The sequence below is a fragment of the Acinetobacter legionensis genome (assembly GCF_048551735.1).
GTDB lineage: Bacteria > Pseudomonadota > Gammaproteobacteria > Pseudomonadales > Moraxellaceae > Acinetobacter.
The window spans coordinates 32,358-51,339 of record NZ_JBIMBV010000001.1; the positions used below are offsets into that span (position 1 = coordinate 32,358).

The following is an 18,982-nucleotide window of genomic DNA, read 5'->3' on the forward strand; positions in this document are numbered from 1 at the left end:
AAGAAGCCAAAAAATTATGTTCAATATTGAGAAAAACAGTTTAAAACTAAGGATTACTGATTGGAGATTATGGCATTATGGAAAAAATTTGGTTCACTGAATATCAAAAGACTGGAATTCCAGAAACAGTAGAATTGCCACAGGAAAATAGCTCTCTTATTGATATTTTTGAGCGTAATTTCCAAAAGTTTGGTTCACGTGATGCCTTTATCTTCATGGATAAAGTGATGTCATTCAGTGACCTTGAATTGGCAAGCCGTAAATTTGCAACGTATCTGCAAAGCTTAGGTTTGGCAAAAGGTTCACGTGTTGCTGTGATGATGCCTAACGTCCTTCAGTATCCAGTTGTCGCTTTAGGTGTATTCCGTGCAGGTTTGGTACTTGTGAATGTGAATCCACTTTATACAGCACGAGAATTAGAACACCAACTTAATGATTCAGGTGCTGAAGCATTGGTCATTGTTGAAAACTTTGCGACTGTTTATCAAGCGATTATTGGCAAAACACCTGTAAAACATGTTGTTGTTGCATCCGTTGGCGATATGTTGGGTACTTTAAAAGGTACTTTGGTGAATTTTGTTTTACGTAAAGTGCGTAAACAAATTCCAGACTGGAATATTCCAGGACATATTAAGTTTAATGCAGCATTGGCAAAAGTAAGCCCAAGCAATTATAAACGTCCAACCATGACCCTCAGTGATACTGCTGTACTTCAATACACAGGTGGTACTACGGGTGTTTCCAAAGGGGCGGAGCTGACGCACCGTAACTTAGTTGCAAACTTGTTGCAATGTGATGGTATTTTCCAAAGTAAATTTGGTCAAGGTGATGGTGCGAAAGACGATCGTATCTTCTGTGCTTTACCGCTTTATCACATCTTCGCATTCATGGTGTGTGCGATGTATGGTATGTATAAAGGTCAGGCAAATATTCTGATTCCAAATCCACGTGATTTACCAGCGGTGATTAAAGAATTACGTAAATACCAACCGGGTTTCTTCCCTGCGGTAAATACCTTGTTCAATGCACTGGTACATAATGAAGAATTTAGACAGCTTGACTTCAGTAAGTTAAAAATGGCGATGGGCGGCGGTATGGCCGTGTTACCGTCAACTGCTGAAGAATGGAAAAAAGTTACTGGAACCATCATTATTGAAGGTTATGGGTTATCTGAAACTTCTCCAGTCGCAACTGCGAACCCGCCTGCAACGACTGAGTTTAGTGGCACAATTGGTATTCCGTTACCATTGACTGATGTCGCAATTTTAGATGATGATGGCAATCATTTGTCACAAGGTGAGCAGGGTGAAATTTCGATTCGTGGTCCTCAAGTGATGAAAGGTTATTGGAATCGTCCAGATGAAACTGAAAAAGTTATGACAGCTGACGGTTATTTCCGTACAGGTGATATTGGTTTCATGGACACACGTGGTTATTTTAAAATTGTAGATCGTAAGAAAGATATGATTTTAGTATCTGGCTTTAACGTTTATCCTTCTGAAATTGAAGAAGTGATAGCTCAACATCCGAAAGTTCTTGAAGTGGCAGCAATTGGTGTACCTGATGAAAAATCTGGTGAAGTGCCAAAATTATTTGTGGTGAAAAAAGATCCATCTTTAACCACAGAAGAAGTGCTCGAATATGCAAAAGAAAACTTAACAGGGTATAAACGCCCGCGTTATGTTGAGTTTATGGATGATTTACCAAAATCTAATGTAGGTAAAATTCTCCGTAAAGATTTACGTAAGTAATTGAAAAATTAAACATAAAAAAGCGCCAATCGTGGCGCTTTTTTATGTTCTATCGAAAATAATAGCTAGGTATATTTGTTCAATTCAAAATCTAATTTTTATGAGAACGAATATACCAACCATCGATATAGGGGCGGCTTAAGCCAACAATCCCTGTAAATGTGAGCATGGTTCCCATTTGACGACCTAGTGCTGAGGGGTTAATACTGCCATAGCTAAAATAGATATCAATTAAACAGTACACGATAATAATGGCTAACCAAAAATATAGATTCATACGCTTTATGCCGACGGCAAAAAAGGCCGCCACCAGAACGACGAGCGTTCCCAAGGTAGATTGCCAATTATAATTTGCACAAATCACGCATAATAGAAAAGCCAAAATTGGCAATACAATTTTAAGAATACGATCAATCTCAGCTTGTTGATGGCGCTGCTTTTCTAAAACCTCAAACAATTCATTTTGATCTGGTTGCACGTTATTGTCCTCACTACACAATTTTGCAAAACTCTGCATTTAACAAAAAATATTCTGTTCATGCCATGCTATGATAACTCGCATTAACACTTCATGAGAAAAAATCATGTCTGGGATAGATGGCATCATATATTTAATTCTAATTGCCTGTTTACTTCCTTATGTTTTTACCATTATTGCGAAAGCATCTGGTGGCTTTAAAGCTGCTGATAATCAGAATCCGCGTGAATTTTTAGCAAAAACCACGGGTTTAGCTGCACGTGCCAATGCAGTACAGCAGAATAGTTTTGAGAGCCTACCTTTATTTATTGCTGCGATTTTGATGGCTGAATACATGGTGGTCTCACAACATTTGATTATGATGTTAGGGATCGCCTATATTGTTTTACGCATTATTTATGGGATTTGCTATCTTGCTAATATTTCAGCACTACGGACCATCATTTGGGCTTTGTCCTTAGCTTGCCCAATTATTTTATTGTTATTGGTTATTCGAATGGTCTAAGTAGTTTTCGATAAAATTCATTCATTTTGATGATGCAAAATGTATAATCCGCATCTGTTTGCGCAATTTAGCGTTATAATCGACAAGATTTTAAATAAGACCTCACTTGAAAGAGTATCCTATGAGCTATAGCAATATTCCTGCTGGTAAAGATGCACCAAATGACATCTATGTAATTATCGAAATCCCAGCAAATGCTGCACCGATTAAATATGAAGTAGATAAAGATTCAGACGCTTTATTTGTAGATCGTTTCATGGGTACAGCGATGTTCTACCCAGCGAACTATGGTTATGTACCAAATACTTTGTCTGAAGATGGTGACCCATTAGACGTATTGGTTGTAACTCCACACCCATTGGTACATGGTTCAGTGATTCGTTGTCGTCCTGTTGGTAAATTAAATATGGAAGATGATGGTGGTATTGATGCGAAGCTTATCGCAGTTCCACATGACAAATTGACTCCACTTTATAAAGATGTGAAAGAATATTCAGATCTTCCAGCTTTGTTAATTAACCAAATTGAGCATTTCTTTGCACATTATAAAGATTTAGAGCCTGGTAAATGGGTTAAATTGACAGGTTGGGAAGGTTCAGAAGTTGCAAAAGCTGAAGTATTGAAAGCAATTGAAGCTGCGAAATAATCCTGATTTAAGCGAAGTTTAAAGATAAAATAATCTTCAAACCCATAAAAAACCTGCATTATTAAATGCAGGTTTTTTGTTTCTTTGGATTTATTCTAAATTAGAAAAATTTCACAGGAATATCTAAGAAAATACGCCATTCATTGGTATCACCAATGTAGACAGGATTATACGCTTCACTTGCACGGTAGTAAGAGTGACGTAGACGTAAGCTCGCATCTTTTGCAAAACCACTTTGCATGGTGTATTTCACCTGATTAAAGAATTCACGTTCTTGTGCATCATCAGTGACATTGCGGACTTTAATATCCCAACCATACACAAATGCTGTGGTCCAATTTAAGCCAGGAACACCATAATTGCTAAAATCTAGGTTGTATTGAACTTGAGCTGATTTTTCATGATTACCAATAAAATCAGACATATAAGAGTTTGGTAGATAAATACTTTGGAAACCATCAGCATTTTGACCATAGTCATAACCGACATCACCTGTATTTTGTTGATAAGCCAACATAACAGTATGTGGACCTTGGTTATAAGTAGAAGACAATGCCCAAATATTATTGGTTTTTTCTACGCCTGCTTTACCTGTGCTTGAGTAATCAACATCGACAGGACCAGTTGCAGAATAGGTGTTGGCATTTTTATCAAACTTGGTGTGATAACCACTGAAATCAAAAGTTAAAGAACTTTGATTTGCTAATGGGTATTTATAATTGGCATTAATATAATGACGTTCTAAGGCATTTTTAGAGTCTAAACCATAATAAGATGCAGTAAGCTGGTCATCAAATTTGTATTTGGCACCCCAAACAATCGCATCATCCAATTTATTACCATCTGTTTTGATCTGATCAGACATTTGGTCTTTGGTGAATTTACCCGCAACTAGTTCTAAATTTTTAATTTCATGGCTGGTTAATAATGTCCCTGTGAAATATTCAGGGACAAGACGTGTTGTATTACTTGCAAGTACAGGGAGGTCTAAAACTTGAGTACCATAACGTACAGTCGTATTTGAGAAACGAGCTTTTACATTTGCTCCACCACGTGCCCAATGATCATATGGATCAACTCGTCCATTTGCATCTCTTGCACCATTATTTTTGAGTGCAATCATGTTATTGCCAGCATGGTTGTTTGGACCGATTTTAAAAGAACCATCGCCAACCACACCAACACCGAAACCGACGATACCTTGAGTGAAGCCTGAATCTAAGTCGACAATTGCAGTTTGTGCAAATGAGCTTTGATCGTCAATACCATGTTTTTTATCACGAAGGATATAGCCTGTACGAAACAATACAGAACCTTTGGCATCTTCAACGAACCCTTTTGCATCACTTTGTTCGCTAGCAAATGTAGGGGATATTAGAACCGCGTTAATTAATACAGCTAAAGTAAGTTTTGGAGCATTCAACATGAATTGCCTCGTGAACGAGAATAGATTGCACTGACTGATCGAATTCAGAACAGATTGTGGATGAATTGTATATTTAATCTATAAAAATGGAATCTCTTTTGCTTAAAAATATTACATTTCTGTAATCTTTTACACAATATTAATTTCTTTTCTTATGAAAAAAAATTCTAAAGAGTTATTAAAATACTAATTTTGTGTGAAATATGAAATAAATTGGAAAATATGCTGAATTTATCTCCATGTTTTTTACCAAAAATTTAAAAACACAGTAAAATTCGCCTTTATTTATACGCCCACCCATTTGTTATCATGAATTCACTTATTTCTAAACTATTACGGGCAATCCCTATCTGTATAGCGTCGTGCCCAGCATTTGCTGAACAAGCAAATGTTTTGGTTAAAAATGGCATGATTTCTGGAAATGTGGGATTGGTATCTAAGTATATCTATCGAGGAGGAATTGAAAATGATGATATCGCTGTTCAAGGTGGTTTAAGTTATGCACATAAAAGTGGCATCACGCTTGGCTATTGGGGTTCTACACTGAGCTATAATCCTACAGATGTTATGCAAGATCATGGTTTTGAAAATAATTTTTATTTGGCTTATGCTCAGGAAGTTGCGCAAAATTGGAGCTATAGCTTAAGAACCACCGCATATGTTTATCATAAAGGCGGTACTATTTATGCAGATCAAGCAGATCATCGTAAAACTACATATACAGATCTATCTGCTGAACTGAGTTATAAAAATTTAACCGCAGGTGCTTCAGTGATGTTAGCTGATGCATCCTCTGCCAATGCTGGTGATATTTATCTAAGCATTGCGTATCGTCATGCTTTGGCTCAAGATTTTATTTTTAACACTTCTATTGGTGCATCTCTTTATAACAGTCATCGTGATGACAGTATTGTGCAGACAGAACAGGATTTTACATTGAGCGAAATGCGCTTGGGGCTCAGTAAAACCATTGCCAATACAGGTGTTACTGCTTCATTAGACTATGTGATCGGTGGTAAAGATCGTTTGGGTGAAGGTTATAAGGACAATATGTTATTTGGTTTGGCTTATAGTTTTTAAGATTAACTTATAGTTTTTAATAAGAAGAATATGCCTGAGAATTAGCCTTTCTTATTTTATCAAAGTGTATGACCGAAGATAGGAAATGCACTTTTTTTAGGCGTTTTTTAAACTGTGTGCTTTTTTTGAGCAAAAGAACAATATGCATCATTACAATAAACTGATATGAAAAGCATAAAGTAATATTTATACGTTTTTTATGACAACAATAAAGCACCTTATAGAAAATTTACGCTCAGATTTTTCATACTATTTTGCATTAAAACCATGCTTAAAGTAGGTCAATATGAATCAGCTCCATCAAGTGATGCTTGAAATAGCATATGTTCAACAGCTGAAGAATAAAAAAAATTACCCACAATATTTTAATTCTAAAGCATTGATTATAAAAATATTAATATGTATTTCTGAATTTTATAAAATGCTTGAGTTTCATTTTGGCATGGCAATTGCTAATTGCTTAGGGAGTTCATCAAATTTTAGCATAACAAATAAACATCGTATGATGGGGGAGCACTCAAGATGAAATTCTCAACTAAAGCACTAACATTGGCAGTTCTATCGTCTACAGCAACAATGGCAATGGCGGAAGACAACGCACTGTCAAAATTAGGTTTAAGCTTTGCAGGTAGTGCTGCCGTAACGAGTGACTATCGTTTCCGCGGTATGACTCAAACATTAAGCGACCCAGCAGTACAAGCGGGTTTTACCTTATCGCATAGTTCTGGTTTATATGCGGGTCTTTGGGGTTCAAATGTGAATTTTGGTTCATCTGATCCACATTTAGAATTAGATCCTTCTATTGGCTATACAACAGCCTTGGCGTTATCTCCAACCTTTAAACCAACTTTGGATGTTGGTGTTGTTGAATATAATTATCCAAGTGCAAGCAGTGATTTTAACTGGACTGAGTTTTATGCAAAATTAATATTTGCAGACGTCTTGATTAAAGGCAGTAGTCTATTGACCAATGTGAACTATACCAATGACTGGGCAGCAGTCGGTGGCAACAGTTGGAATTTTAACGTTGGCTATTCAGCTCCATTTGGTGATACTGGTTTCGGTGGGCTTGCTAATGTTGGCTATACTACAATGGATGAAAAAGCATTACCTGATGGTAAAGACAATTATGTCGACTGGAAAGTTGGGGTGAATTATGCGGTTAGATCTATTCCTGGGGTAACTGCGGAACTTGCTGCAGTCGGAACCAATATTGATACTGATGGGTTCACTAATTCTGCGAAACGTGGTGTTGAAACAGGCGCTGTGTTTACTTTAACTAAAGCGTTCTAAGCGTAAATTAAAATAAATAAAGGTGACCATGAGTCACCTTTATTTTTTGCGATTTTGAAATCAAATTAGGCTTTCACTTCAAATGCTGGATGATATTTTACGGTACCTTGTGGAATGCTTTGGTTAAAAGCAAGGACTTGAAAATATTCAGTAGGCACATCGTCAAGAATCAAACTGGCGTGTGGCTGAAAGCCAAATTTGGAATAATAGGCAGGATCTCCAAGCACAACACATCCTGCTGCATTGAGCTGTTGTAACTGCTGTAATGCGTGTTGGATTAAAGCTTTACCAACACCTTGTTGTTGATATTCTGGTGCAATTGAAATTGGGCCTAAGCCATACCAATGTTGTGCGCCAGAAGAAATTTCAACAGGTGAAATCGCCACATGCCCAATAATCTGTCGATCCAATTCAGCAACAACTGAAATAGTTAATTGATTTGCATCCCTGAGTGCATTGACGATCAAGTGTTCAGTATGGTCGGTATGCGTTGCATTTAGAAAAACCAGTTGAGTGAGATTGAAAATATTTTCAATGTCGTCTGCATGTTCGTTGCGTAGGCTTAAATTTAGCATGCTATGTATTTTCTATATGTCATAGGTTAGATTCTAAGATTGAGTTCCACGATATGACAAGGCTTCAGTTAAATGCGCACTTTGGATTTGCTCACTTTGAGACAAATCTGCAATAGTTCTTGAGACACGTAAAATACGATGATACGCCCGCGCAGATAAATTTAAACGTTGTTGTGCCATTTCGAGCATTTGCTTAGATGTTTCATCTAAAACCACATATTTTTCTAAGTCTTTTGGCGATAAGCTGTGATTTAAATGGCCTTGTCTTTTGATTTGGAAGTCAAAAGCATCAATCACCCGTTCCCGTACTGTTGCTGAATCTTCGACAGGTGTTTGATCCTGTAATTCTTGGGCTTTTAATGGTGGTACATCGATATGTAAATCAATACGATCTAATAATGGACCTGAGATTCTATTTTGATAGCGTTTAATTGCTTCAGCAGAACACTGGCATCGACTGTCCTGATTAAAAGCATAACCACAAGGACAGGGATTCATTGCTGCAATCAATTGAAAGTTTGCAGGAAATGTAATTTGGCGTGATGCTCTAGAAATAACGATTTCTTTAGATTCAAGTGGTTGTCTTAAAACTTCGAGTACTTTTTTATCAAACTCAGGCAACTCATCTAAAAATAGCACACCTAAATGCGCCAGGGTAATCTCTCCTGGTTTTGGATTTGAACCACCACCGACGAGGGCGATCGCTGATGCAGTATGGTGAGGGGCGCGAAATGGACGTTGTCCAAAATGATGTTTTGCCTTTGCAATTGAATAAATACTGGCAACCTCAAGATTTTCTTGTGGATTTAAGGCTGGCAAAATACTCGGTAAGCGAGAAGCTAAAAGGGTTTTACCGGTACCTGGCGGGCCTTTAAATAAAATAGAATGTCCACCTGCGGCTGAGATTTCTAAAGCACGCCGTGGGCGTAATTGCCCTTTAACATCCGATAAATCAAATTTGTAGGCATTATTTTGCTGTATTTTTTGTGTAGCAGTGACCTCAATTTTGTGTAGATTTAAGAAATGCTCACATACCTGTTTTAAGTGCTGAGCAGCAAAAACTTGAAATTCAGGCAATTGCGCTGCTTCAGCGGCATTTTCCTGTGGCAGCATCAATTGATGTTTGGCCATCTGACATGCCATCGCAATAGTTAAGGTCCCTGTGATTGGTCTTAAGTGTCCATCTAGTGCTAATTCACCAATAAACTCAAAATGATCTGTGACATTTTCAGGAAGTTGTCCCGTGGCAATTAAGATACCCAGTGCAATGGGCAGATCTAGACGAGAGCCATCTTTGGGAAGATCCGCAGGTGCGAGATTGATGGTCAAGCGCTTGGTTGGGAATTGATAGCCACTGTTAATGATGGCTGATCGAACGCGATCCTTACTTTCACGAACTGCTGCTTCAGCTAAGCCAACAATTGTTAAAGAAGGAAGCCCTGCACTAACATGGACCTCAACTTCAATTAAAGGTGCATGCAGCCCGAGCAAGCCTCGGGTATAAATTTTGGCTAAAGACATTGTTGTTTTCCACTGGTGCTTTATTTTTAATCATTATTATATTTTTTGCACCAACAAAGTGCAAATTTAGTTTATTTTTTATCCTGAATCAGCACCTCAAGTGCTTTGACCTTTTCTTGTAAATCGGTCAATCGTAAATTGGCATTATTTAGTGCAGTCTTTTGGCGTTCAATTTCGTCTTTTGAAACGATATCCATTTTAGAAATGGCTTCGTTTAGCAAAGCGCGCAAATTATGTTCTATATCTTTTTTAGGCTGATCGACCTGTTCTAAAATTGCTTGTAATAATGTTTCAATCATGAGGAATCCAAATTAGTAATGCTCTTCGCCTAGTGTAACATCGCGTATTCATTTTATTTAAGTAATTTTTTATCCGCTGCTTAAAGCATAATGTCTCCTATAATTTAGCAATGAAATCTAAAAAAACACGCAATATTATGTGTTTTTTAAAGTTGCAACTTCACCTAAGTATATACAATAGGTTATAAAGGCAATGCATGTTGATTGAATTAATCACCCCAACCATTAATAAGATTGGCATGAAAATTGAACATAAAACCTTACTGGTGAAATAAGCCGAAGGAAAACAATATGAAGCTCGTAACTGCAATTGTAAAACCGTTTAAATTAGATGACGTGCGTGAAGCACTGTCTGATATAGGCGTTCAAGGGATTACCGTAACTGAAGTTAAAGGTTTTGGTCGTCAAAAGGGGCATACTGAACTTTATCGTGGCGCTGAGTATGTTGTTGATTTTCTGCCTAAAGTGAAAATCGAAATCGCAATCAGTGATGACATGGTAGATTCAGTGATTGAATCTATTACACGCGTTGCTAGCACTGGCAAAATTGGTGATGGAAAAATTTTCGTGACTAATTTAGAGCAAGTAATTCGTATTCGTACAGGTGAAACAGGTCCAGACGCTGTTTAATTTGGCACGAAGATTGCTGGTTATGTATATCAATACATAACTCACAAAATTAGGTTGGGGGATACGAATGAAAAAAATGCTATTAGCGCTCAGCCTGTCTGGCGCACTTCTTGGCGGATCAGTTGCGTGGGCAGAAGAAAACGTAGCTGAGCCTGCATCTACAGCTGTTGCAACGGCAAGTGATGTGACTGCAACAGTCGCCGATACATCGGCAACCGTTGCGCCTGAAACGGTGACTGCCACAGCTGCGCCAGCAGCAGAAGTAGAAAAACCAACTTTAAATACAGGTGATACAGCGTGGATTCTTGTATCTACAGCACTTGTATTGCTGATGACAATTCCCGGTTTAGCATTATTCTACGGCGGTATGGTGCGTAAGAAAAATGTGCTTGCTACTATGGCGCAAAGCTTTACTGCTGCAGCAGTGGTCAGCATCGTATGGGTGGTCATTGGTTATTCACTTGCATTTGGTTCTGGTAATGCTTTTATTGGTGGTTTCGATAAAATCATGTTATCTGGGATTACAACAGATGCGCTGAGTGGCACAATTCCAGAAATTCTTTTCGTTATTTTCCAAATGACTTTTGCGATCATTACCGTTGCCATCATCAGTGGTTCTGTGGCTGATCGTATGAAATTTAGTGCTTGGATCACGTTCATTACAATTTGGGTCATTATTGTTTATGCACCAATTGCTCATTGGGTATGGGGCGGTGGCTGGTTAATGAATGATGGTGCGCTTGATTTCGCGGGTGGTACTGTTGTTCATATTAACTCTGGTGTTGCAGGTTTAGTTGCTGCGTATTTGCTGGGTAAACGTATGGGCTTGGGCAAAGAATCTATGGCGCCACACAACTTAACCTTAACTGTATTGGGTGCAAGCTTGGTATGGGTCGGTTGGTTTGGTTTCAATGGTGGTTCTGCTTTGGGTGCAAATGGTTCAGCAGCGTATGCTTTAGTAACGACTCAAATTGCAGCAGCAGCTGCAGCAATTGCTTGGTTAGTGGTTGAAAAAATTGTTCGTGGTAAAGGTTCAGTATTGGGTGCGGCATCGGGTGCAGTTGCTGGTCTGGTTGTGATTACGCCAGCGGCAGGTTTTGTGACTGTAAGTGGTGCGTTGATCATGGGCTTAATCGGTGGTGTAGTATGCTTCTGGGGGATCTCTGGTCTTAAACGTATCCTTAAAGCAGACGACTCATTGGATGCGTTTGGTTTACACGGTGTAGGCGGTATTGTTGGTGCGATTTTAACAGCTGTATTTGCAAGCTCATTCATTATGGGTGATAAAGCACCAACGGATGTAATGCATCAATTATGGGTGCAAGTTGAAGGTGTGTTAGCAACCATCGCATACTCAGCAATTGTGACTTTTATCTTGCTTAAAATCATCGATGTTGTGATTGGGATCCGTGTTGAATCTGATGATGAACGTATGGGGCTCGATTTAAGCCAACATGGCGAACGTATCGAATAATTAATAAGATCTGAATAATAACTATATATAGTATAAAACAGTCCGTAAGGGCTGTTTTTTTTCCATATCTTGCGAAAGGCTCAACAAAATCAGGTTTTTTTGCTACACTAGCTGAAATCATGAATTTTGTTCAATAAAACCACTATGCACTGTCCATTTTGCAATGCTGCAGATAGTAAAGTAATCGACTCTCGTTTGGCTGCTGAAGGTAGCCAGATTCGTCGACGTCGTGAATGTATCAGCTGTGGCGAACGTTTTACGACATTTGAGAGTTATGAGGTGGTGATGCCACGTGTGACCAAGTCAGATGGTAAAAATGAACCATTTGATGAAGCAAAATTACGACGTTCTTTAATGCACGCCTTACAAAAAAGACCTGTGACTCAAGAACAGATTGAAACCGCCATTAGTGATATTCAATTACAAATTCGCCGTTTGGGTGAACGTGATGTACGTTCACGCACCATTGGTGAAATCGTCATGAAATCTTTGTTTGCATTGGATCATGTGGCTTATGTGCGTTTTGCATCGGTGTATCAGGATTTCCAAGATATCGATGCTTTTCGTCATCAAATTGAACAAATGCAAGATCGTGGGCAAGACCACTAATTTTATTTTTTGAACGTTATTGATTAGGAATTTTATGTCTGAGTTTGATTCAAACTCTAAACCCGAAGATTGTTTAAACATAGATCAGGTTTGGATGCAGAAAGCAATTGAGCTTGCGAAGCTTGGACAATATTCCACACGACCAAACCCGAACGTCGGTTGTGTCATTGTAAAAGATGGACAATGGGTGGGAGAGGGTTATCATCCTCGAGCTGGGCAACCACACGCAGAAGTTTTTGCAATGCGTCAAGCAGGCGAGTCTGCGAAAGGTGCAACTGCTTATGTTACATTGGAACCTTGTGCGCATTATGGCCGTACACCACCTTGTGCCAAAGGGCTGGTTGAAGCGGGTGTAAGTAAGGTTGTTGTTGCATGTGCTGATCCAAATCCTTTGGTGGCTGGTAAAGGTGTTGATATCTTACGTCAGGCAGGGATTAAGGTTGAAACAGGGATCTGTGAGCAACAAGCGGCACAACTCAATAAAGGCTTTTTAAAGGCAATGGCAACAGGGTTGCCTTATGTTCGTTTAAAAGTTGCTTCCAGTTTAGATGGCCGTACTGCAATGGCATCTGGTGAGTCTAAATGGATTACTGGGGCCGAATCACGTCAAGATGTTCAGCATTGGCGGGCCATTTCAGGTGCAGTGATTACTGGGATTGATACTATTTTGGCAGATGACCCACAATTAAATGTACGTTCATTGGGCGATATTGATATTGCAAAGATTGTACAGCCTAAGCGCGTGATTTTAGACCGACAAGGTCGCTTGCCACTCAATGCTCAAATTCTTAACACACCTGAAACAGTGGTGGTCATGGGGCCATTTCGTCAAGAACTTGCTAAGCTGGGCGTGGTACAATTAGAAGTTCAATCTTTAAAAGATTTGCTTGCTACTTTAAAAGATTTCCAAATTTACGATGTGTTGGTTGAAGCTGGTGCGACATTATCCACTGCATTTTTGCAGGGAAATCTGGTGGATGAATTAATCAGTTATGTTGCCCCGACCTTTTTAGGACAATCAGCACGTGCCATGTTCAATGCCGAATTTGAAACGATGGCACAACAATTACGTTTTAAGTTACAAGATGTTCATCAGTTTGGTGATGACATTCGCTTAAGACTTATCCCTTCACAAGAGTCAGTATGAATCCAGAGTCAACATCATCGGTTTACCATAAACGTCGTCATGCTGCGCGTACAACAGATGAATATCTTTTTCATCAGTTAGTTCCCTATTTAGGAAACAAACGCCGTTTGTTGCATCTGATTCTTGAAGCGCTTGAAATCACAGGAACTTTGAATCCTAAGGGTAAACGCGCCCCAATTTTTGCCGATTTTTTTGCTGGCAGTGGTGTGGTTTCGCGCTTAGCTCGTCAAAATGGCTATAGGGTGATTGCCAATGACTGGGAACCTTATAGTCATGCATTAAATCATGCCATTTTGGCATGCACAGATGCACCTGCATTTAAAGAATTGGGTGGGTATCAGAAAGCCATCGATTATTTAAACCGCTTGCCTGAAGTGAAAGGATGGGTTACCCATAACCTTTGTCCGCGCAATGATGAAATTTATGACCCTGCACGAGACCGTTTATTTTTTAAACGCCGCAATGGGATGCGCATAGATGCAATTCGCCAGCAAATTGCTACTTGGCAAGCACAGGGTGCAATTGACGATGTAGAAATGAGTGCGTTATTGGCACCTTTGCTCTATTCGGCAAGTTTTGTCAGCAATACCAGCGGTGTATTTAAAAGCTTCCATCATGGTTGGGGTGGAAAAACCCAAACTGCGTTAGAACGTATTGAATCTTTATTATGGCTAACACCCAGCCGCTTTAGTGAAGTAGGACATAATCAACAGAAAACCCCTATGGCAGAAGTGTGGTGTGTGGATGCACAGCATTTGGCGAATCAGATGAGTGGTTTTGAAGTTGATGTGGCTTATCTAGATCCACCGTATAACCAACATGCCTATAGTAGCAATTATCATGTGCTCAACTCGCTAACACTTTGGGATCAAACTGATTTACCTACACCGGATACAAAAGGTTTTAAAAGCGGGATTGACCGTGCATGGCGTAAAGAACGTCCAAGTCCTTATAATTCCTCTAAGTATGCACAAGAAGCCTATGAGAATTTACTGGAAACCATTAATGCGCGTTATATTCTCACCAGTTACTCCACTGATGGCAATATTGAAGCCAAAGACTTATTGGCAGCTAATCTGAAACGTGGCAAAGTCACCTTATTGACTCAGGATGTGCCTCGCTATCGTGTCAGTAAACAACGTCAGTCTGAGCGCGCACGTGTTCTTGAGTTTATTGTGATCACCGATACCCATGCCAAGTCCGGACCACCATTGCGTCAGCTGTTGGGTCAACTCTATCATTTTGCAGAATTGGGTGGTGTGGATACATCAGGTGTCAGTACGCAATTGGCCTTATGGTAACAACTCGCCTTTGCCTTTAAAATATGTAGCAAGTGCAAAATAAACAAGATTGAACTTCATCAGTTTCTCTCACTGCAGCAGTAGGTAGAATTATGTTCACAGGTATCATTGAAAGTTTGGGTAAAGTCGAAAGTTTACAAAATGTAGGTGGTGATGTGCGCTTACGTATTCAGACTGACTTGGATATGTCAGATGTGCATTTGGGCGACTCTATTGCGACCAATGGGATCTGCTTAACTGTGATCGACTGGGGTAACAACTGGTATGCTGCTGATGTATCCCGTGAAAGTTTAAATCGTTCGACTCTAGCAAGTTGGAAAGCGGGGCAGGCGGTCAATGTAGAAAAAGCAATGTTGCCAACAACACGCTTCGGTGGACATATCGTCAGTGGGCATGTCGATGCTGTGGGTGAAATCACCGTAGTACGTTCAGATGCTCGCTCACTGTATTTCGAAGTCACTGCACCTGTTGAAATTGCTAAATATTTGGCTGAAAAAGGTTCTGTGACTGTAGATGGGATTAGCCTTACTATCAACCATTTACGTGGAAATATATTAAGTTTAAATTTAATTCCACATACTGCTGAACGGACCAATATTGGAACGTGGAAAGTGGGTTCTCAAGTGAATTTAGAAGTGGATGTATTGGCACGTTATATAGAAAGATTGTTACTTGGTGATAAAGCTGCTGAGCCAAAAGCAGAGTCTAAACTCAGTATGGAATTTCTGGCAGCCAATGGTTTTTTAAAATAAATAAAAACAAAACCCGATTAAAAAAGCCTAATTTATTTAGGCCTTTTAATATATACATGATTAAATTAGGCTAATATATCGTGAATTCTTCTGTAAGAGAGTTGAGTATTGCTTGAATTTTTATTGCATTTAGAACAATTATTGCCCACTTTTTTAGAGAATTACGGGTTGTGGATTTATGCCATTTTGTTTCTAATCATTTTTGCAGAAACTGGCTCAGTCTTTATGTTTTTTCTCCCTGGCGATAGTTTATTGATTGCTGTCGGTGCTTTATGTTCTACCGCTGAATCTGTGCATTTGCACTATATGGGTGTGTTGCTGATTATTGCTTCAATTTTGGGTTATATGGTTAACTATTATACTGGGCGTGCGCTAGGTTTTAAGTTTTTCCATGCGCATTCACGTTGGTTTAAGCCTGAATATATTAAAAAGACCAATCATTATTTTGAAAAGCATGGCGGGAAAACCATTCTCGTTGCCCGTTTTGTGCCTTTTGTTCGTTCTTTTGCTCCTTTTGCAGCAGGTGCAGGGCATATGAAAATGCCTGTATTCATGTTGTATAACATTTTAGGTGGATGGATTTGGATTGCGCTATTGCTTGGTGCGGGTTATGGCGCGGGTAACTTATTATCTTTACTGCTCGATTCATTTTAATCAGATTTAGACAGTCGTAAACTGCCCCGATGAATAAGCCGAATATGGATCCTCAACATTCGGCTTATTCATGTTGAGAATAGAATAAAATCACGAGGGTTTTATTTAAAAAATCAGATGTATTTATCAAAATAATTTGCTGCTATTTTTACGCACTGACACAAAAAAATATCTAGAAAGTGAAAACAGAAAAAGCTTTCAAATCGCCAAAGTGCTAACATTTTGCAAGTTTTAAAATCTTAATGCTGGTGAGCAAAAATGTTAATACAACGTGGTGGGTTAAAAGTTGTGGCTGGGCTTGGAATTTCAGGCGTTTCAGCAGTAAATTTTCTTCATGAAAATGGCTACCGTGTTGCAGTCACAGATTCTCGTGAAGTTCCACCAGGACATGAGCAAATTCCAGCAGCAGTTCAAACCAGCTTTGGTCAACTCGATCAAGATTTACTTTTGCAAGCTGAAGAGATCGTCATTAGTCCAGGGTTAGATCCTCAGTTACCAGCAATTCAAGCTGCGATTGCAAAAGGCATTCCAGTCATCAGTGAAATTCAAATTCTCCGCCGTGCTACAGATAAACCGATTGTGGCGATTACTGGCTCAAATGCAAAAAGTACCGTGACCACTTTGATTGGCCTAATGGCGCAAGAAGCAGGAGTAAAGGTTGCGGTAGGGGGTAACTTGGGTCGCCCAGCTTTAGATTTAACCCATGATGATCCAGATGTTTATATCCTTGAGCTTTCCAGCTTTCAATTGGAAGCAACCTCGAGTTTAAATGCCGAAGTGGCTGTGGTCTTGAACATGAGTGAAGACCACTTGGACCGTCATGGGGATATGGCAGGTTACCATGCGGCAAAACATCGTATTTTCCAAGGTGTGAAAAAAGTCGTATATAACCGTGACGATTCATTGACGCGTCCATTGGTGCCAGATGTTACACCGATGCAAAGCTTTGGGCTCAATGCACCTGATTTAAAACAATACGGTATCCTAAGAGAAGATAACGGTACGATTTGGTTAGCGCGAGGTCGTGAACGTCTACTCAAAAGTTCAGAGATGTATATTCAAGGGACACATAATGTTGCCAATGCTTTGGCATGTTTAGCTCTAGGTGAAGCGATTGGTTTGCCTATAGACAAAATGCTTGAAACCTTAAAAACATTTAAAGGTTTAGAGCATCGTTGCGAATTCGTTAAAGAAGTCGATGGTGTGCGTTATTATAATGATTCTAAAGGCACCAATATCGGTGCAACTTTGGCTGCATTGGATGGCTTAGGTGCTGCAATTGAAGCACAAGATGGTCAGGTTGCGATTATTCTGGGTGGTCAGGGCAAAGGACAGGATTTTACTGCATTACGTGAGTCTCTGCAAAAATATGCCAAAGTTGCAGTACTGATTGGTGAAGACAGCTCAATTATTGAAAACGCCATTACAGGGACAACAGAACTTCTACATGCAGCATCTTTGCAACAAGCTGTAGAACTTTGTCAACAACATACGCATGCGCAAGATGTAGTGCTATTATCACCTGCATGTGCAAGCTTTGATATGTTTACAGGCTATCCTGAGCGTGGTCATCGCTTTGTTGAATATGTAAATGCTCTAAACTAAAAAGAATCATAAGGAAATAAAGTATGGCTGGGTTAGCTCAGACGACTATAAGTAAGATTAACCAAGTGTATGATCGTTGGATGCCAAAATTGCCGGCAGAGATTACACCACGTAATGTACTGATATTTTGCGTCATATCATTGTTATGTATTGGAACGGTGATGGTGGCTTCGGCTTCAATGCCTTACGCAGAAAGAATGCATGAAAACGAATTTCACTATGTGATTCGCCATGCAATTTCGATTGTGGTGGCTTTTGTTGCGGCCGCAATTACCTATCGAGTTTCACTCAACCTTTGGTTTAAAAATACCTTTCCATTGTGGTTGATCACCATTGCTTTATTGCTCGCCGTTTTAGTTGTGGGTACTGAGGTTAATGGCTCAACACGATGGATTCGTGTCGGGGGATTTACCTTGCAGGCAACCGAAGTCGCCAAGGTGATGATGGCGATATTCACGGCGGACTATGTGGTCCGCCGTGCTGAAGAAGTCCGTAATAATATTAAGGGCTTGGTACGTCTTGGTGTGGTGATGTTGCTGACGGTCGGACTGATTATTGCAGAACCTGATTTAGGTGCAACTGTGGTTATTGCAGTTTCGATGCTGGGTGTATTCTTCTTGGCTGGTGCGCCTATGATCCAGTTTGGCTTTGCATTTGGTGCGATTCTGGTGGCATTTGTATCATTGATCGTGTTTGAACCTTATCGTTATGAGCGCTTAATGTCATTCTCAAACCCTTGGGCTGATCCTTTAGGCTCAGGTTATCAATTGTCGAATGCATTGATGGCGTTTGGTCGTGGTGAATGGTTTGGGGTAGGCTTAGGACATAGTATTCAAAAAATGTCTTATCTACCAGAAGCACATACCGACTTTATGTTGGCAATTTTAGGTGAAGAATTCGGTTTCTTTGGTATTTCGACTGTTTTGTTGCTCTCGTTTGTGATGTTGATTTGCTGTATTCGTATTGGTCAACGTGCGCTCAATCATCAATATTTGCGAGCAGGTTATTTGGCTTATGGGATTAGCATTATTTTCTTATTACAGATCTTAGTGAATGCAGGCATGAATATGGGAATGTTACCGACCAAGGGGCTGACGCTTCCATTTATTAGTTATGGTGGTTCATCTTTAATTATGTGTGCGGTGATGATCAGTTTAATTCTTAAAATTGATGCAACCACCAAAGATGCTAATCCAGCGCGAGAAGAGTCCAGTTTTTAGCAATTTATTTAATTTG

General features: G+C 39.5%; 20 protein-coding genes. 15 read left to right on the plus strand and 5 right to left on the minus strand.

The genetic code is table 11. The features are described 5' to 3' along the window. Positions 1 to 77: 77 nt before the first annotated feature. Positions 78 to 1,751, plus strand: a complete 1,674-nt coding sequence (locus ACG9ZL_RS00115; protein WP_336953625.1) for a long-chain-fatty-acid--CoA ligase — start codon at positions 78 to 80, stop codon at positions 1,749 to 1,751. A gap of 91 nt (positions 1,752 to 1,842) precedes the next feature. On the opposite strand, the gene ACG9ZL_RS00120 is transcribed toward ACG9ZL_RS00115, so the two are convergent. Beyond that, positions 1,843 to 2,268, minus strand: coding sequence for a hypothetical protein (locus ACG9ZL_RS00120; RefSeq protein WP_336953626.1), 426 nt, complete (start codon positions 2,266 to 2,268; stop codon positions 1,843 to 1,845). 67 nt (positions 2,269 to 2,335) lie between these two features. On the opposite strand from ACG9ZL_RS00120, the gene ACG9ZL_RS00125 reads away from it, so the two are divergent. Next, complete coding sequence (locus tag ACG9ZL_RS00125; RefSeq protein WP_419328013.1) at positions 2,336 to 2,734, plus strand: MAPEG family protein; 399 nt, start codon at positions 2,336 to 2,338, stop codon at positions 2,732 to 2,734. A 121-nt stretch (positions 2,735 to 2,855) separates the two neighbouring features. Beyond that, positions 2,856 to 3,380 (plus strand): inorganic diphosphatase, encoded by a 525-nt coding sequence (gene ppa / locus ACG9ZL_RS00130; RefSeq protein WP_151801800.1) that lies wholly within the window; start codon positions 2,856 to 2,858, stop codon positions 3,378 to 3,380. A gap of 100 nt (positions 3,381 to 3,480) precedes the next feature. Here the strand turns inward: ppa and ACG9ZL_RS00135 are convergent, their stop codons facing one another. After that, complete coding sequence (locus ACG9ZL_RS00135) at positions 3,481 to 4,806, minus strand: OprD family outer membrane porin (RefSeq protein WP_336953628.1); 1,326 nt, start codon at positions 4,804 to 4,806, stop codon at positions 3,481 to 3,483. 309 nt (positions 4,807 to 5,115) lie between these two features. Here ACG9ZL_RS00135 and ACG9ZL_RS00140 point away from each other — a divergent pair, with 309 nt between their 5' ends. The 3 genes from ACG9ZL_RS00140 to ACG9ZL_RS00150 all read left to right on the plus strand — a co-directional run bounded on the left by ACG9ZL_RS00140 (position 5,116) and on the right by ACG9ZL_RS00150 (position 7,179). Further along, positions 5,116 to 5,886, plus strand: coding sequence for a TorF family putative porin (locus ACG9ZL_RS00140; protein ID WP_419358676.1), 771 nt, complete (start codon positions 5,116 to 5,118; stop codon positions 5,884 to 5,886). Positions 5,887 to 6,172: 286 nt separating this feature from the next. Then, entirely contained in the window at positions 6,173 to 6,412 is a 240-nt protein-coding gene (locus tag ACG9ZL_RS00145; RefSeq protein ID WP_419358678.1) for a hypothetical protein, read from the plus strand. Then, a complete protein-coding gene (locus ACG9ZL_RS00150; protein ID WP_419358680.1) occupies positions 6,409 to 7,179 on the plus strand; it encodes a TorF family putative porin in 771 nt (256 codons plus the stop codon). Before ACG9ZL_RS00145 ends, ACG9ZL_RS00150 begins: the two co-directional genes overlap by 4 nt. A 65-nt stretch (positions 7,180 to 7,244) precedes the next feature. On the opposite strand, the gene ACG9ZL_RS00155 is transcribed toward ACG9ZL_RS00150, so the two are convergent. The 3 genes from ACG9ZL_RS00155 to ACG9ZL_RS00165 all read right to left on the minus strand — a co-directional run bounded on the left by ACG9ZL_RS00155 (position 7,245) and on the right by ACG9ZL_RS00165 (position 9,574). Next, positions 7,245 to 7,754, minus strand: coding sequence for a GNAT family N-acetyltransferase (locus ACG9ZL_RS00155; protein ID WP_419358682.1), 510 nt, complete (start codon positions 7,752 to 7,754; stop codon positions 7,245 to 7,247). A gap of 33 nt (positions 7,755 to 7,787) precedes the next feature. After that, complete coding sequence (locus ACG9ZL_RS00160; protein ID WP_419358684.1) at positions 7,788 to 9,275, minus strand: YifB family Mg chelatase-like AAA ATPase; 1,488 nt, start codon at positions 9,273 to 9,275, stop codon at positions 7,788 to 7,790. Positions 9,276 to 9,346: 71 nt separating this feature from the next. Then, positions 9,347 to 9,574: an accessory factor UbiK family protein gene (locus ACG9ZL_RS00165; RefSeq protein WP_419328008.1), complete on the minus strand. Its 228-nt coding sequence runs from the start codon at positions 9,572 to 9,574 to the stop codon at positions 9,347 to 9,349. A 291-nt stretch (positions 9,575 to 9,865) separates the two neighbouring features. Between ACG9ZL_RS00165 and glnK the strand changes: the two genes are divergently transcribed. The 9 genes from glnK (at position 9,866) to ftsW (ending at position 18,966) form a co-directional block, all read left to right on the plus strand. Further along, on the plus strand, positions 9,866 to 10,204 hold the full coding sequence (glnK, locus tag ACG9ZL_RS00170) for a P-II family nitrogen regulator (protein WP_004725283.1): 339 nt from the start codon (positions 9,866 to 9,868) through the stop codon (positions 10,202 to 10,204). Between the two features lie 67 nt (positions 10,205 to 10,271). Further along, positions 10,272 to 11,678, plus strand: a complete 1,407-nt coding sequence (locus ACG9ZL_RS00175; RefSeq protein WP_419328007.1) for an ammonium transporter — start codon at positions 10,272 to 10,274, stop codon at positions 11,676 to 11,678. A gap of 144 nt (positions 11,679 to 11,822) precedes the next feature. After that, positions 11,823 to 12,287, plus strand: a complete 465-nt coding sequence (gene nrdR, locus ACG9ZL_RS00180) for a transcriptional regulator NrdR (RefSeq protein WP_419358686.1) — start codon at positions 11,823 to 11,825, stop codon at positions 12,285 to 12,287. Positions 12,288 to 12,321: 34 nt separating this feature from the next. Beyond that, a complete protein-coding gene (gene ribD, locus ACG9ZL_RS00185) occupies positions 12,322 to 13,434 on the plus strand; it encodes a bifunctional diaminohydroxyphosphoribosylaminopyrimidine deaminase/5-amino-6-(5-phosphoribosylamino)uracil reductase RibD (protein ID WP_336953635.1) in 1,113 nt (370 codons plus the stop codon). Next, complete coding sequence (locus tag ACG9ZL_RS00190) at positions 13,431 to 14,735, plus strand: DNA adenine methylase (RefSeq protein ID WP_336953636.1); 1,305 nt, start codon at positions 13,431 to 13,433, stop codon at positions 14,733 to 14,735. The genes ribD and ACG9ZL_RS00190 overlap by 4 nt, the downstream gene beginning before the upstream one ends. A gap of 92 nt (positions 14,736 to 14,827) precedes the next feature. After that, positions 14,828 to 15,487 carry a riboflavin synthase gene (locus tag ACG9ZL_RS00195; protein ID WP_336953637.1) on the plus strand — a complete coding sequence of 220 codons (660 nt, stop codon included), beginning with the start codon at positions 14,828 to 14,830 and terminating at the stop codon, positions 15,485 to 15,487. Positions 15,488 to 15,595: 108 nt separating this feature from the next. Beyond that, a complete protein-coding gene (locus tag ACG9ZL_RS00200) occupies positions 15,596 to 16,141 on the plus strand; it encodes a VTT domain-containing protein (protein ID WP_004725292.1) in 546 nt (181 codons plus the stop codon). A gap of 258 nt (positions 16,142 to 16,399) precedes the next feature. Then, entirely contained in the window at positions 16,400 to 17,746 is a 1,347-nt protein-coding gene (gene murD / locus ACG9ZL_RS00205) for a UDP-N-acetylmuramoyl-L-alanine--D-glutamate ligase (RefSeq protein WP_336953638.1), read from the plus strand. 23 nt (positions 17,747 to 17,769) lie between these two features. Then, entirely contained in the window at positions 17,770 to 18,966 is a 1,197-nt protein-coding gene (ftsW, locus tag ACG9ZL_RS00210) for a putative lipid II flippase FtsW (RefSeq protein WP_419328005.1), read from the plus strand. The last annotated feature ends 16 nt before the right edge of the window (positions 18,967 to 18,982 follow it).